Below are 14085 nucleotides of genomic sequence, written 5' to 3'. Positions count from 1 at the left end.
CAACCGAATCCAGAGATCAAGACGACATCATGCCTCATCAGTTCAGCCTCAAACAAACCGTCCGCAAACCCGCCGTCACATCCAAGAAGGGCATCGTCGCCTCGCAATCGCGGCGGGCGGCCGAAGTGGGGGCGCAGGTGCTGGCAGCGGGGGGCGACTGCGTGGACGCGATCGTCGCCACCACCATGGCGCTGAACGTTCTGGAGCCCTGGAACAGCGGCATCGGCGGCGGTGGCGCGATGGTACTCTACCGCGCCAAGGAAAATCGCACCGAGGTGATCGACTACGGCATGTGCGCGCCGCAGAGCCTGCGCGCCACCGACTATCCGCTCAGCGGCGAAGGCGCGGCCTCCGATCTGTTTCCCTGGCCGCGGGTGAAGGACGATCGTAACATCCACGGCCCCGGCTCGATCGCGGTGCCCGGCGTCGTCGCCGGCATGGAGGAGGCGCATCGCCGCTATGCCAAGATGCCGTGGAAAGATCTGGTCGCGCCGGCCGCCGCGCTCGCCGGCGAAGGCCTGCTGGTCGATTGGTGGACCACGCTGACGATCGCGGCATCGGCGGCCGATCTCAGACGCTATCCCGCCAGCGCGGCCACCTTCCTGAAGGACGGCCTGCCTCCGAGCGCGCCGTGGGGCATCAAGTCCGAGACGCGGCTGCCGCAGGACACGCTCAAGGCGACGCTGTCGCACCTTGCCGAAGCCGGACCGCGCGATTTCTACCAGGGCGATCTCGCCAGGAGCATCGCGTCGGACATCAAGGCCGACGGCGGCTCGCTGTCGGTGGAGGATCTTGCCGCGTTCCGCGCTCACCTGCGCGAGCCGCTGGCGATCCCGTATCGCAACGGCAAGGTGTTTGCGACGCCGGAGCTCACGGCCGGACCGACCATGGCGCATGCGCTGCGCCTGTTGCAGCAGAACCTGAAGCCCGGAAGCGCACCCGACGCAACCACCTACAGCGAATATGCGGAGGCGCTGCAAGCCGCCTTCCGCGAGCGACTCAAGGACATGGGCGATGCCGACGGCAAGCGCTCGCTCGGCGCCGAATATCTCGCGCCCGCCTGCACCACGCATTTCTCCGTGGTCGACCGTCACGGCAACATCGCGGCGGTGACGCAGACGCTGCTCTCGTCCTTCGGCTCGAAATACGTGACGCCGCACACCGGCATCGCCATGAACAACGGCGTCATGTGGTTCGACCCGACGCCGGGCACCACCAACTCGCTCGCTCCCGGGAAACGCTGCCTCTGCAACTACACGCCCGTCATCGCCGAAACGAAGGACGGCAAACGTCTCGCGGTCGGCGCCTCCGGCGGCCGCCGCATCCTGCCATCGGTGATGCAGCTCGTGTCCTTTGCGATGGATTTCGGCATGGACCTGGATGCCGCCATCCACCAGCCGCGCATCGACGCCAGCGAAGGCGCGGTCGTGATCGGCGATATCAGACTGCCGGCGGACGTGCGAAAGACACTTGCTGCACGCTTCGATTATGAAGAGACGCAAGTGCAGGCCCTGCCGCAGAAGTTCGCCTGCCCCAGCGTGGTGATGCGCGAGGGCGATACGAATTCCGGCGCGGTCGAGATCTTCCAGCCCTGGGCCGACGCTGTCGCCGAATCCTGAGCGTCACGACTCCTCCGCATTTGCGCGCGACACGGCGATCGATGTTCGTTCGTCGAGCGGACAGATTCGTGCCTAACAGGAGAGATTTCGAATGAAGAAACTTGCGCTCGCCGCAACACTGATCATCGCGGCCGGCTGCACCATGCCAAACGCCGCATTCGCCAGGGGCGGCCACGGACATGGTCATGGTCACGGCCATCATGGCGGATACCATGGACATCGCCATGCCACTCCGCCCGGATGGCACCACGGGCGCAAGGTCGGCTGGCGCGGCAGGGGCTGCCCGCCCGGCCTGTGGAAACAGGGCCGCTGCTGACGCCCTATCCGCAATTCGTGCGAGGCGCCGTCCCTGACCGGGCGGCGCCTTCTTTAAATGCCCAGCCGGTCGCGCACGCGGCCGGCAATCACGGCGGTCGTCACACCGACTGGCCAAAACGCATGCATCGGGATCGTCTTGATGCCCGTGACGGGCATGTCGATCTCAGCCTTGGCGCCGCCGATCAGCCGGCGCGCGAGTTGCGCGCCCATCGCGGTCGAGAGCGCGACGCCGCGGCCGTTGCAGCCGAGCGAGATCAGGATGTTTTCCGCCGGCTCGTGCACATGTGGATAATGATCCTTGGTGATGGCGAGGCGGCTGTTCCAGCCATGCGTCCAGGCGGCGCCCTTGAGCTGCGGCCATAGCCGCTCGGCATAACGCATGAGATAGGCGACGTCGTTGGGCGACTTGATCCAGCGCATCGGGCCGCGGCCGCCCATCAGCAGGCGATTGTGCTGATCGATGCGGTAATAGACCGTGATGTGGCCGCTCTCGTAGAGCACCGGCCGTGTCGGCATGATCGAGCGGGCGACCGCGTCGGAGAGCGGCGCCGTGGCGGCGATGGAGGAGAACACCGGCACGATGGTGCGGCGAAGCGCGGGCCAGAGATCGTCGGTGAAGCCGTTCGTCGCGAGCAGCACCTTGTCGGCGTGCACCACCGCGCGCGGCGTCTCGATGCGCCAGCGGCTGCCATCGCGACGGAGCGATAGCGCCTGGGTCTCGCCATGGACCTTCGCGCCCGCCGAGATCGCGGCACGCGCGAGGCCGCGGGCGTAGCTGAGCGGATGCAGATCGCCGCCGCGCGTGTCCAGCATCGCGCCGATGTAGCGGTCCGTGCCGGTCATCTCGCGCAACTGCTCGCGGTTCAGATACGACACCGGCATGCCGCGGTGGATGCATTGCTGCGCTGTCTTTTCGATCGCAGCCGCGCTGGCCTCGTTATAGGCCGCGCGCAGCGTGCCGTTCTGCCGCGCTTCGCAGGGGATCTGGTAGCGGCGGATCAGGTCGTGCGTGAAATTCGTCGTGCCATAGGAGAACGCGATCATGCGGCGGCCGAGCTCAGTGCCGAAATCGGCCTCGATCTGATCGGGATCGTGCTTCAAGCCCGGATTGGTGTGGCCGCCATTGTTGCCCGATGCTCCCCAGCCGGGTTCCTGCGCCTCCAGCACCAATGCCTCGACGCTCTGCTCCGCCAGATGCAGCGCCGTGGACAGGCCGGTGTAGCCGCCGCCGATGATGGCGACGGAAACGCTCTTGTCCGTATCGAGCGGCGGCGTGGCCACCGGCGCAACGGCGGTGTCGGCATAGAGCGAGGGCGGCAGAGGCAGGCGCGCAGTCATGGCGACGTCCGGTCAGAGCGGATGCAGCACGCGGCGCAAGAAATCCTGCGTGCGCGGATGCTGGGGTTGATTGAGCAGCGCCTTGGCGGGCCCCTGCTCGACGATGACGCCGCCGTCGATGAACAGCACGCGGTCGGCGACGTCGCGGGCAAAGCCCATCTCGTGGGTGACCACGACCATTGTCATGCCCTCGTCGGCGAGCTTGCGCATCACGCCGAGCACGTCACCGACGAGCTCGGGATCGAGCGCAGACGTCGGCTCGTCGAACAGGATGGCCTTCGGCTGCATCGCCAGCGCCCGCGCGATCGCGACACGCTGCTGCTGGCCGCCGGAGAGCTGCGGCGGATGCACGTCGGCCTTCTCGGCGAGCCCGACGCGGGCGAGCAGCGCACGGCCGCGCTCGTAAGCCTGCGCACGCGGCTCCCTCTTCACGAACAGCGGTCCCTCAATGACGTTCTCCAGCGCCGTACGATGCGGGAACAAATTGAAGCGCTGAAACACCATCGAGACCTGGGTGCGGATCGCAACGATCGACGCCGCGTCGCGGTCCACCTTCAGGCCCTCGACGCTGATCTCACCACGGTCGTAGCTTTCGAGACCGTTGATACAGCGCAGGATGGTGGACTTGCCAGAACCGGACGGACCGATGATGCAGACCACCTCGCCCTTCTGGACGGAGGCCGTGATGCCCTTGAGCACCTCGACCTTGCCAAAGCTCTTGTGGACGCCGTTGAGCTCGATCATCGCTTGCCGGCCCGCTTCTCGAAATGACGGACCAGCAGGATCAGCGGGATGCTCATGGTGAGATACATCAGCGCCACCAGCGTGAACACGTTGGTGTTCTTGAAGGTCGAGGAGGCGATCAGCTTGCCTTGCAACGCGAGCTCGGCGACCGTGATGGTCGAGGCCTGCGAGGAATCCTTCAACATCATGATCATGACGTTGCCGTAGGGCGGCAGCACGATGCGCACCGCCTGCGGCAGCACCACGCGGCGCATGGTGAGCCACCAGCCCATGCCGATCGACTGCGCCGCCTCGATCTGGCCCTTGTCGATCGCCTCGATGCCCGCGCGGAAATTCTCGGCCTGGTAGGCCGAATAGGCGATGCCAAGCCCGAGGATCGCGGCCTGCAAGGCCGACAACGTGACGCCGAGATCCGGCATCACGAAGTAGAGATAGAACAACAGCACGATGATCGGGATGCCGCGGATCACGTTGATCAGGCTGGCGCTGAGCATCGACAGGACGCGGATGCCGGAGACCCGCATCATCGCCCAGATCAGGCCCAGCACGGTCGAGAGCAGCAGCGAGCCGATGGTGACGATGATCGTCAGCGCGACGCCGTTCATCAGGATCGGGAAGAACTCGGCGGCGTCGTGCCAGAATCTTTTCATCGGTCAGCCTTCATCGATCGGACCCTATCAGCCTTGCGCCTTCAGGCCCCATTTATCGAGGATCTTGTCGATCGTGCCGTTGGCCTTCAGCTTCGCCAGCGAGGCGTTGATCTTGCCGAGCAGTGCAGCCTCGCCCTTGCGGACGCCGATGCCGACCGAGCCGACGGTGACGGGCTTGTAGCCGTCGACGAGGCGCACTTCGGGGAAACCGCCCTGCTTCAGATTGTAGGCGAGGATCGGATAGTCGGCGTAGCCGGCCTTGAGGCGGCCGGTGTTCACGTCGCGCAGGATGTCCGGGATGGTGTCGTAGGCCTTCACGTCGGCGAACAGACCGGACTTCTTCAGCGCATCGACGAAGGCGGTGCCGACCTGGGCGCCGACCGTCTCGCCCTTCAGATCATCCTGCGTGACATAGGCCTTGGTGTCGCTCTTCGGCACCACCAGGCCCTCGCCATAGGTGTAGATCGGGTCGGAGAAGTCGACGACCTCTTTCCGCGGTGCCGTGATGAACATCGCAGCCGCGATGATGTCGATCTTGCCCGATGTCAGCGAGGGGATCAGCGCCGAGAACTGCATCGGCTCGATCTGCACGTTGAACCCGGCATCCTTGCCGACCTCGGTGACGAGATCGACCATGATGCCCTGGATGGTATTGGTCTTGGTGTCGAGGAAGGTGAACGGAATGCCTGTCGGTGTCGAGCCGACCTTCAGCACCTGCTGCGCCGAAGCCGGCGCTACGGCTGCAATCGCGAGCGCCGCGACCGCGGCCAGACCAAAACGCTTCATCGCATCCCCCTTTGGGCCTGGCCGATGGCGGCGCTCGCGCATGTCGTGATCAGACGTTGCGGGCCACGCCGTTTCGGCCTATTTTCACCAATATGAAAATTTGGTCACACTTTCGCGGCCGATGCAAGCGGTTTTCATGCACATGAAGGAAGCGGTTTGACGTGAGCGGTGGCAAAAGAATGCGCAAACCGGCCGCCGCAAAGCCGGCGAAGAAGGTGAAGTCCAAGGCGATCATCAAGCCGGCCGAGCCCGCGATGGACGTCGCGGTCGGCCGCCGCATCAGGGATCTCCGGCGCGTCAGGCAATTCTCGCTGGAGACGGTCGCGGCGCGCACGGACTTGTCGATCGGCTTCCTCAGCCAGATCGAGCGCGGCCTTTCGTCGCCGTCGCTGCGCGTGCTGGCCACGCTCGCCGACGTGCTCGGCGTCGGCATCGCCGCGCTGTTCGGCGCAAGCCCGAGTGCCGACGGCGTTTCCGATCAGGTGGTGACGCGCGGGCTCCAGCGGCCCGAACTGAAACTCTGGCGCACCGGGGTGTCGAAGCAGTTGCTGAGTCCGGCGAGCAGCGACAACCGGCTCAATCTGTTCCTGGTGCATCTGGAGCCCGGCGGCTCCACCGGCGACGAGCTCTACACCCACGACGGCGAGGAAGCCGGCCTGGTGCTGGAAGGCGAGATGATGCTGACGGTGGACAGCGAGACGTGGTCGCTGAAGACGGGCGACAGCTTTCGCTTCGCGAGCCGCCGGCCGCACCGGTTTTCCAATCCGATGCAGGATGCAAAGGCGGTGGTGCTGTGGGTGAATTGCGTGACGGGAGCGGGGTAAGCCCTGCTCACCTTCCACCGCGCGCAGCGAAAGTGAGAAGAGCGGCGACGCTTCAACATCGTCATTGCGAGCGAAGCAAAGCAATCCAGAGTCTTTCCGCGGAGACATTCTGGATTGCTTCGTCGCTTCGCTCCTCGCAATGACGAGGGGATGGAGCGTTACCCAAACCGGTGACTATACCTATCCACCGTCAGCGCACTCACATCGACCTCCGGCTTCTTGCCCGATAGCATGTCCGCGAGCACGCGGCCGGAGCCGCAGGACATGGTCCAGCCGAGCGTGCCGTGGCCGGTGTTGAGGTGCAGATTGGCGTATTGCGTCGGGCCGATCACGGGCGGGCCGTCCGGCGTCATCGGGCGCAGGCCGCTCCAGAACGTGGCCTTGGAGAGATCGCCTCCGCGCGGGAACAGATCGGTCAGCGAGTGATCGAGCGTGGCGCGGCGGGCGTCGTAGAGCTGGCTCGAATAGCCGGAAATTTCGGCCGTACCGCCGACGCGAATGCGATTGCCGAGACGGGTGATCGCGACCTTGTAGCTCTCGTCCATCACGGTCGATTCCGGCGCGCCGGAGGCGTCCTTGATCGGCACCGTGATCGAATAGCCCTTCACCGGATAGACCGGCAATGAGATGCCGAGCGGCGCAACGAGCCGCGACGACCAGCTTCCGAGCGCGAGCACGTAGCTATCCGCCTGCAACGTGCCGGCGCTGGTCACGACACCACTGACGCGCGCGCCGTCCGTGACGATGCGATCGATGCCGGTGTTGAACATGAAGCGCACGCCGAGCGCTTCGGCGTGCCTGGCCAGCGCCTGCGTGAACATGTGGCAGTCGCCGGTCTCGTCCTGCGGCAGGCGAAGCCCGCCGGCGAACTTCTCCTTCACGGCGGCGAGCGCCGGCTCGACCGCGATGCAGCCCTCGCGGCTCAGCACTTCGTAAGGCACGCCATATTGCTTGAGCACGGCGATGTCCTCAGCTGTGCCGTCGATCTGCTGTTGGTAGCGGAACAGCTGCAGCGTGCCCTGCGAGCGCTCGTCATATTGAATACCGATGTCGCGGCGTAGGTCGCGCAAGCAGTCGCGGCTGTATTCCGCGATCGGAATCATCCGGCTCTTGTTGACCGCATAGCGCGCGCTGGTGCAGTTGCGCAGCATCTTGAGCAGCCAGATCCACATGACGGGATCGAGCTTCGGCCGGATCACCAGCGGGCCGTGCTTCATCAGAAGCCACTTGATCGCCTTCACCGGCACACCGGGGCCGGCCCAGGGCGAGGAATAGCCGGGCGATACCTCGCCGGCATTGGCGAACGAGGTCTCCAGTGCCGGCTCGGGCTGACGGTCGACGACCGTCACCTCATGACCGGCACGCGCAAGGTAGTAGGCAGAGGTGACACCGATGACACCGCTGCCGAGGATCAGAACTTTCACGCTTCGTCAAACTCCCGCGGCATCACGCGCGCCGCTGCAAGATAAAACCCTGCAGCGGCGAGAGCAATTATCAGGCCACCTTCTTGATGGCGTCACCGAGGATCGAGACCATCTGGTCGATGTGGCTCTTCTCGACGATGAGGGGCGGCGACATCGCGAAGCTGTCGCCGCTCATGCGGAGGTAAAGGCCCGTGTTGAAGCAGTCGACCATGACGTCGTAGCCGCGCGCGCCGACGACGCCATCACGCGGGGCGAGCTCGACCGCGCCCATCAGGCCGCAATTGCGGATGTCGACGACGTTCGGCAGACCCTTCAGCGAATGCAGCGCGTCGCGCCAGTATTCTGCCATCGTCGCACCGCGCGTGAGCAGGCCCTCGTCCTTGTAGATGTCGAGCGTGGCGATACCAGCGGCGCAGGCGGTCGGATGCGCGGAATAGGTGTAGCCGTGGAACAGCTCCATCTGGTTCTCTGGGCCGACCATCATGCCGTCATGCACTTTGCGGCTCGCGAACACGGCACCGCAGGGAATGGTGCCGTTGGTGATGCCCTTGGCGGTCGTCATCAGGTCCGGCGTGACGCCGAAGAAGTTGGCGGCGAACGGGGTGCCGAGACGGCCGAAGCCGGTGATGACTTCGTCGAAGATCAGGAGGATGCCGTGCTTGTCGCAGATCTGGCGCAGGCGCTGCAGATAACCCTTCGGCGGCGGCAGCACCGCGGTCGAACCCGGCACCGGTTCGACGATGACGGCGGCGATCGTCTCGGCGCCGTGCAGGCCGACCAGACGCTCGAGATCGTCGGCGAGCTCGGCGCCGTGCTCGGGCTGGTCCTTGGCGAAGGCGTTGCGGGTGAGATCATGAGTGTGGCGGATGTGGTCGACGCCCGGCAGCAGCGTGGCGAAGGCACGGCGGTTGGCGACCATGCCGCCGACCGAGGTGCCGCCGAAGCCGACGCCGTGATAGCCGCGCTCGCGGCCGATCAGGCGGGTGCGGCTCGACTGGCCGTTGGCGCGGTGATAGGCGAGCGCGATCTTCAGTGCGGTGTCAACCGACTCGGAGCCAGAGTTGGTGAAGAAGATGCGGTCGAGGCCCTTCGGCGCGATCTCGGCGAGACGCTCGGCGAAGTCGAATGCCAGCGGATGGCCCATCTGGAAGGTCGGCGCGAAGTCCAGCGTCATGAGCTGGCGCTCCACCGCAGCGGCGATCTGCTTGCGGCCGTGGCCGGCATTGACGCACCAGAGGCCGGCGGAGCCGTCGATCACCTTGCGCCCGTCGACGGTGGTGTAGTGCATGCCCTCGGCCGAGGAGAACAGGCGCGGCGCCTTCTTGAACTGACGGTTGGCCGTGAACGGCATCCAGAACGCGTCGGTCTTGATAGTGTTCGGAATCTGATGAAGGGTCACGGGCCACGCTCCTTTGCTGACCCACTAGCAGAGCCACGGCTTGGATGGGGCAACAAGTCCTTTTCTGGTGACCTGCAAGCCATTGATTTAACTGGGGCAGCCGGTCCATATTTGCGCGATCCGCAACACCTGAAACAGAGGCCAGGGCATGAGCGTCGACATCGGTGGACGGCTGCGATTCATCCGGGCACGCCACAAGCTGTCGCAGCGCGAGCTCGCCAAGCGCGCGGGCGTCACCAATTCGACGATCTCGCTGATCGAATCCAACCAGATGAACCCGTCGGTCGGCGCGCTCAAGCGCATCCTCGACGGCATCCCGATGGGGCTCGCCGAGTTCTTCGCGCTGGAGCCGGAGTCACGGCGCAAGATCTTCTATCGCGCGGAGGAGCTGACCGAGGTCGGCAAGAAGCCGATCTCGTATCGCCAGATCGGCGACAATCTGTTCGGCCGCAGCCTGCAGATCCTGAAGGAGCGTTACGAGCCCGGCAGCGACACCGGGCGCGTTCATCTCGTCCATGACGGCGAGGAAGGTGGCATCGTGATCTCGGGGAAGCTCGAGGTCACCGTCGAGGACGAACGCCGCATCCTCAATCCGGGCGATGCCTACTACTTCGAGAGCCGTCGCCCGCATCGCTTCCGCTGCGTCGGCGGCAAGCCGTGCGAAGTGATCTCGGCCTGCACACCGCCGACCTTCTGAAGCGCATCAGCGCTCTCCGGGATCTTACGGAGCCACCGGTATCTTACGGAGCTTGAGCCACCTCAATTTCCGCGAGCCGGGCCGCTATATGTTGCGAACCCTAGCCGAGACATTCCGGCGCCGCTTCGTAACTGGGCTCGCAGATGAAGATCACGCTCGCCAATGCAGAGGCTGCGCTCGATGAAGTGCAGCGTGATGCCGACAAGCTCCATTCACGCGAGCTGCGCAAGGCTATTGCCGAATACATCGAGACACAGCGGGAGGCGCTCAAGGCCCTCCGCAGGAAGCTGCATTAGCGGTACGCGGCGGAACGAGAATATCTCGCCCCGCCCGCCGCCTCAACGCTGCGCCAGCAAGTCCTCGATCCGGATCGGAAAGCGGCGGACGCGCACGCCGGTCGCATGCCAGACTGCGTTGGCGACCGCACCGGCGCTGCCGGTGATACCGATCTCCCCGACACCCTTGATGCCGAGCGCATTCACATGCGGATCGTGTTCCTCGACCGTGATCACGTCGAGCGGCGGCACGTCGGCATTCACCGGGATATGGTACTCGCCGAGATTGGCGTTCATGATCCGGCCGCTGCGGCGATCGGTGATGGCCTCCTCGTGCAGCGCGAACGACATACCCCAGATCATGCCGCCGAACAGCTGGCTCTTGACCAGATGCGGATTGACGATGCGTCCCGCGGCGAAGGCGCCGACCATGCGGGTGACGCGGACCTGGCCGAGCTCGGGATCGACCTTCACCTCCGCGAACACCGCACCATGCGCATGCATCGCATACTCCTCCATCGCCGCAGGATTCGGCGCGCCGGTTCCGCGCGCCTCGATCTCGACGATGCGTGCGCGCGCGAGGATCTCGACGTAGCTCTCGCCGCGGCTCTCGTCGTCACGCCTGATCAATCGGCCGTTGCGCGCAATCACGCCGGCATTGCCGGCGCCGAACAGCGGCGAGCGCTCGTCGTTGGTGGCGAGATCTGCAAGCTTGGCGATCACGGCCGCGCCCGCGCTGTGGATCGCAGCACCCGCGGTTGCCGTATGCGCCGAGCCGCCGGCAATGCCCGCGTCGGGCAAGTCGGAGGAACCGGCCTTGAACTCGACGCGATCGATATCGAGCCCGAGCTCGTCGGCGGCGATCTGGGCCAACGCCGTCCAGGCGCCCTGCCCCATGTCATGCGCGCCGATCTCCATCGCGCCGGAGCCGTCGAGGCGGATCACGGCGCGCGCTTCCGCCTGAAACATCAGCGCGGGGAACGTCGCGGTGCCCATCCCCCAGCCGACCAGAAGTCCGGCGTCATCGCGCATCTGTCCAGGCTGGAGCGAGCGCTTCGCCCAGCCAAAACGCGCTGCGCCCTGATCGTAGCAGGCACGCAGCGCTTTCGAGGAAAATGGCCTTCCCGTGATCGGCTCGACCTCGGCATAGTTCTTGAGGCGGAAGGCAAGCGGATCAATGCCGCAGGCCCAGGCCATCTCGTCGATCGCGCTTTCGAGCGCGATTGATCCGGTCGCCTCGCCCGGCGCGCGCATGAACAGCGGCGTGCCGGTGTTGACGCGCACGGCATCGTGCGAGGTGCGGATCGCCGGGCTCGCATAGAGCGTGTGCGAGGCGTCGGCCGCGGGCTCGTAGAAATCGTCGAACGTGCTCGACACGGTCCTGGCGTGGTGATCGAGCGCAGTCAGGCGTCCCTCGCCGTCGGCGCCGATGCGAAGCCGCTGGCGCGTCGGCGCGCGATGGCCGACCGGGCCGTACATCTGCTCACGCCGCAGCACGAGCTTCACCGGCTTTCCGACCAGCTTCGCGGCCATGATGCCGAGGGTCGGCGGCCCGGACATCAGTCCCTTGGAGCCGAAACCGCCGCCGAGGAACGGGCTGCGGATGTGGATCTTGTCCGGCGCGATGCCGAACAGCTCGGCAATGCGCCCGAGCGAGAGCATGAGGCCCTGGGTCGGCATGTCGATCTGCAGACTGTCGCCATCCCATGCGGCGACGATCGCATGCGGCTCCATCGCGTTGTGATATTGCGGCGGCGTCTCGTAGATCGCGTCGATCTGCTTGTCGGCCGAGGCAAGCCCCGCCTCGACATCGCCGAGGTGATTTTCGGTGGGGTTGCCGACGCCGACGACGGGCGGCACGTAACTCGTGCCGGCATCGAGCCCAACCAGCGCGGGCTGCGCCTCGTAGCGGGGCGCCAGCAGCACCGCACCTTCCGTCGCCGCCTCCAGCGTCTCGGCGATCACGACGGCGATCGGCTGGTTGGCGTAGCGGACTTCGTTGCTCTGCAAGACCTCCATCCGGAACACGAACGGATTTGTCTTGATCTCGGGATCGATCGCGAGCTGCGGCTTGTGATCCGGCGTCATGACGTCGACCACGCCGGGGTGGCGTTTTGCGGCGGCGACATCGAGCGAGGTGACGCGACCGTGCGCGATGCTGGAGACCGCCATTACGGCAAACAGCATGCCGGGCGGATGGTTGTCGGCGGCGTAGGTCGCCTGCCCCTTGACCTTGAGGATGCCGTCACGGCGGGTCAGCGGCTGGCCGATGTTCGAGCCATGGCGCAGATGGGCGGGCGCGCTGGTGAGATTGAGCTCAGGCATGGATGGCTCCGGACGTCGAGGCAAAGGGAGAGGCCGGCAGCGCGGGAATACGCGCGGGCGTACCGGCGGCGGCAAGGGTCAGCGCGCGCACGACGATGCGGCGTGCGAGCTCGATCTTGAAGGCGTTGTCGCCGGACGGTTTTGCGTCGGTGAGCGCGCGCCAGGCCGCTTCCTGGAAGGCATCTGCCGTGGGCGCGACGCCTCTGAGCACGTCTTCGGCGGCGCGGGCACGCCAGGGCTTTGCGGCGACGCCACCGAGCGCCAGCCGCGCCTCCGCGATCTTGCCGTTCTCGATGCGCAACGCAGAAGCGGCCGAGACGACGGCGAACGCGTAAGACGTGCGCTCGCGGACCTTGAGATAGCGTGCATGTGCGGCAAAGCCGCGCGCCGACGGCGGCAGGCGAACCGCGACGATGAGGTCGCCGGGTTCGAGCGCGGCGTCACGCTCGGGCGTATTGCCGGGCAAACGATGCAGTTCGTCAAGTGCGATCTCGCGACGGCCGTGCTTGCCCTCGATCTCGATGACGGCATCGAGCGCGACGAGCGGCACGCAGAAATCGGACGGATGCGTGGCGATGCAGCTCTCGCTCCAGCCAAGCACCGAATGTGTACGGTTCTCGCCTTCGCGGGCATCGCAGCCAGTACCGGCCTCTCGCTTGTTGCAGCGGCTCGCCGTGTCGTAGAAATACGCGCAGCGCGTCCGTTGCAACAGATTGCCGCCGACGGTGGCGGCATTGCGCAGTTGCGCCGACGCGCCGGAGAGCAGCGCTTCGGCGACGGCCGGATAGGATTTTGCAAAGTCCGCGTCGTGCGCGAGATCGGCATTGCTGACGAGCGCGCCGATGCGCAAGGATCCGTCGGCGAGGGTTTCGATCTGATCGAGCCCGCCGAGATGCGTGACGTCGACCAAGCGATCCGGCCGGCTGACGCCGCCCTTCATCAGATCGAGCAGATTGGTGCCGGCGGCGAGATAGACGGCGCCCGGCTGCGCGGCGGCAGCGACGGCTTCAGTGACCGTGGCCGGCCTGACGTAATCGAACTGTTTCATGCGGAGCGCCTCTGATTTGCTTCGTCAGTACCGGCCTGCGCCTCGAGCACGGCATCGACGATGCCGGCATAGGCGCCGCAGCGGCAGAGGTTGCCGCTCATGCATTCGCGGATGCGCTCGGGATCGTTGCCGGCCTGGGCTTCGCGCATCATGCCGATCGCGCTCATGATCTGGCCTGGCGTGCAGAAGCCGCACTGAAATCCGTCATGGGCGATGAAGGCGGCCTGGACGGGATGAAGCTGGTCGCCGCGCGCAACACCTTCGATGGTGAGGATGTCGGCGCCGTCATGGCTGATGGCGAGCGCGAGGCAGGAGTTGATGCGCTTGCCGTCGACGAGAATGGTGCAGGCGCCGCACTGGCCGCGGTCGCATCCCTTCTTGGTTCCGGTGAGATGGAGGCGCTCACGCAGGAGATCGAGCAGCGTGACGCGCGGATCGTCGAGGACGAAATCGCGCCGCGCACCGTTCACGGTGAGGCTGATGGAGTGGTTCATACAAGGCTCCGATCAGATATGGACATGAGTCATCGCGCAGCGCGCCACCGCCGTGGCCGCCGTCGACATGCGCTGGTCAGGCGGAACCCGGCCAACATCTCAACGAAGATACGGAGGCACCCTCCGGTTAACAAGGGCCACCAA

Annotated in this window: 14 protein-coding genes; 5 read left to right on the top strand and 9 right to left on the bottom strand. The window is 65.8% G+C overall.

The genetic code is table 11. The annotated features are described in order from the left end of the window. Positions 1 to 29: 29 nt before the first annotated feature. The gene (locus JQ627_RS24850) at positions 30 to 1619 is read left to right on the top strand and encodes a gamma-glutamyltransferase family protein (RefSeq protein WP_212486727.1); all 1590 of its coding nucleotides are present in this window, start codon (positions 30 to 32) and stop codon (positions 1617 to 1619) included. 91 nt (positions 1620 to 1710) lie between these two features. After that, entirely contained in the window at positions 1711 to 1935 is a 225-nt protein-coding gene (locus tag JQ627_RS24845) for a hypothetical protein (RefSeq protein ID WP_212486726.1), read from the top strand. A 53-nt stretch (positions 1936 to 1988) separates the two neighbouring features. On the opposite strand, the gene JQ627_RS24840 is transcribed toward JQ627_RS24845, so the two are convergent. From JQ627_RS24840 to JQ627_RS24825, 4 genes are read right to left on the bottom strand one after another with little or no spacing between them, the layout of a single operon-like run. Beyond that, on the bottom strand, positions 1989 to 3275 hold the full coding sequence (locus JQ627_RS24840; protein WP_212486725.1) for an FAD-binding oxidoreductase: 1287 nt from the start codon (positions 3273 to 3275) through the stop codon (positions 1989 to 1991). Between the two features lie 12 nt (positions 3276 to 3287). Beyond that, a complete protein-coding gene (locus JQ627_RS24835) occupies positions 3288 to 4019 on the bottom strand; it encodes an amino acid ABC transporter ATP-binding protein (protein ID WP_212486724.1) in 732 nt (243 codons plus the stop codon). Beyond that, on the bottom strand, positions 4016 to 4669 hold the full coding sequence (locus JQ627_RS24830; RefSeq protein WP_212486723.1) for an amino acid ABC transporter permease: 654 nt from the start codon (positions 4667 to 4669) through the stop codon (positions 4016 to 4018). Before JQ627_RS24830 ends, JQ627_RS24835 begins: the two co-directional genes overlap by 4 nt. A gap of 27 nt (positions 4670 to 4696) precedes the next feature. Then, on the bottom strand, positions 4697 to 5455 hold the full coding sequence (locus tag JQ627_RS24825) for an ABC transporter substrate-binding protein (protein WP_212486722.1): 759 nt from the start codon (positions 5453 to 5455) through the stop codon (positions 4697 to 4699). A gap of 179 nt (positions 5456 to 5634) precedes the next feature. Between JQ627_RS24825 and JQ627_RS24820 the strand changes: the two genes are divergently transcribed. Then, positions 5635 to 6279, top strand: a complete 645-nt coding sequence (locus tag JQ627_RS24820; protein ID WP_212486721.1) for a helix-turn-helix domain-containing protein — start codon at positions 5635 to 5637, stop codon at positions 6277 to 6279. Positions 6280 to 6437: 158 nt separating this feature from the next. Here JQ627_RS24820 and JQ627_RS24815 read toward each other — a convergent pair whose 3' ends face one another. Both JQ627_RS24815 and JQ627_RS24810 read right to left on the bottom strand, forming a co-directional pair. After that, a complete protein-coding gene (locus JQ627_RS24815) occupies positions 6438 to 7703 on the bottom strand; it encodes a D-amino acid dehydrogenase (RefSeq protein ID WP_212486720.1) in 1266 nt (421 codons plus the stop codon). 70 nt (positions 7704 to 7773) lie between these two features. Further along, on the bottom strand, positions 7774 to 9102 hold the full coding sequence (locus tag JQ627_RS24810) for an aspartate aminotransferase family protein (RefSeq protein WP_212486719.1): 1329 nt from the start codon (positions 9100 to 9102) through the stop codon (positions 7774 to 7776). Between the two features lie 148 nt (positions 9103 to 9250). On the opposite strand from JQ627_RS24810, the gene JQ627_RS24805 reads away from it, so the two are divergent. Both JQ627_RS24805 and JQ627_RS24800 read left to right on the top strand, forming a co-directional pair. Further along, positions 9251 to 9799 (top strand): cupin domain-containing protein, encoded by a 549-nt coding sequence (locus JQ627_RS24805; protein WP_008561958.1) that lies wholly within the window; start codon positions 9251 to 9253, stop codon positions 9797 to 9799. 143 nt (positions 9800 to 9942) lie between these two features. Beyond that, on the top strand, positions 9943 to 10095 hold the full coding sequence (locus tag JQ627_RS24800) for a hypothetical protein (RefSeq protein WP_212486718.1): 153 nt from the start codon (positions 9943 to 9945) through the stop codon (positions 10093 to 10095). Between the two features lie 42 nt (positions 10096 to 10137). Here JQ627_RS24800 and JQ627_RS24795 read toward each other — a convergent pair whose 3' ends face one another. The 3 genes from JQ627_RS24795 to JQ627_RS24785 are packed head-to-tail and all read right to left on the bottom strand — an operon-like array spanning position 10138 to position 13941. After that, complete coding sequence (locus tag JQ627_RS24795) at positions 10138 to 12399, bottom strand: xanthine dehydrogenase family protein molybdopterin-binding subunit (RefSeq protein WP_212486717.1); 2262 nt, start codon at positions 12397 to 12399, stop codon at positions 10138 to 10140. Next, positions 12392 to 13447, bottom strand: a complete 1056-nt coding sequence (locus JQ627_RS24790; RefSeq protein WP_212486716.1) for a xanthine dehydrogenase family protein subunit M — start codon at positions 13445 to 13447, stop codon at positions 12392 to 12394. Before JQ627_RS24790 ends, JQ627_RS24795 begins: the two co-directional genes overlap by 8 nt. Continuing rightward, positions 13444 to 13941 (bottom strand): (2Fe-2S)-binding protein, encoded by a 498-nt coding sequence (locus JQ627_RS24785; protein WP_212486715.1) that lies wholly within the window; start codon positions 13939 to 13941, stop codon positions 13444 to 13446. The genes JQ627_RS24790 and JQ627_RS24785 overlap by 4 nt, the downstream gene beginning before the upstream one ends. Positions 13942 to 14085 lie beyond the last annotated feature (144 nt).

It is taken from the genome of Bradyrhizobium liaoningense, assembly GCF_018130785.1.
GTDB classification, from domain to species: Bacteria; Pseudomonadota; Alphaproteobacteria; order Rhizobiales; family Xanthobacteraceae; genus Bradyrhizobium; species Bradyrhizobium liaoningense_A.
The sequence above is the reverse complement of the archived record's forward strand: the minus strand, read 5'-3'. Positions and strand labels throughout refer to the sequence as shown.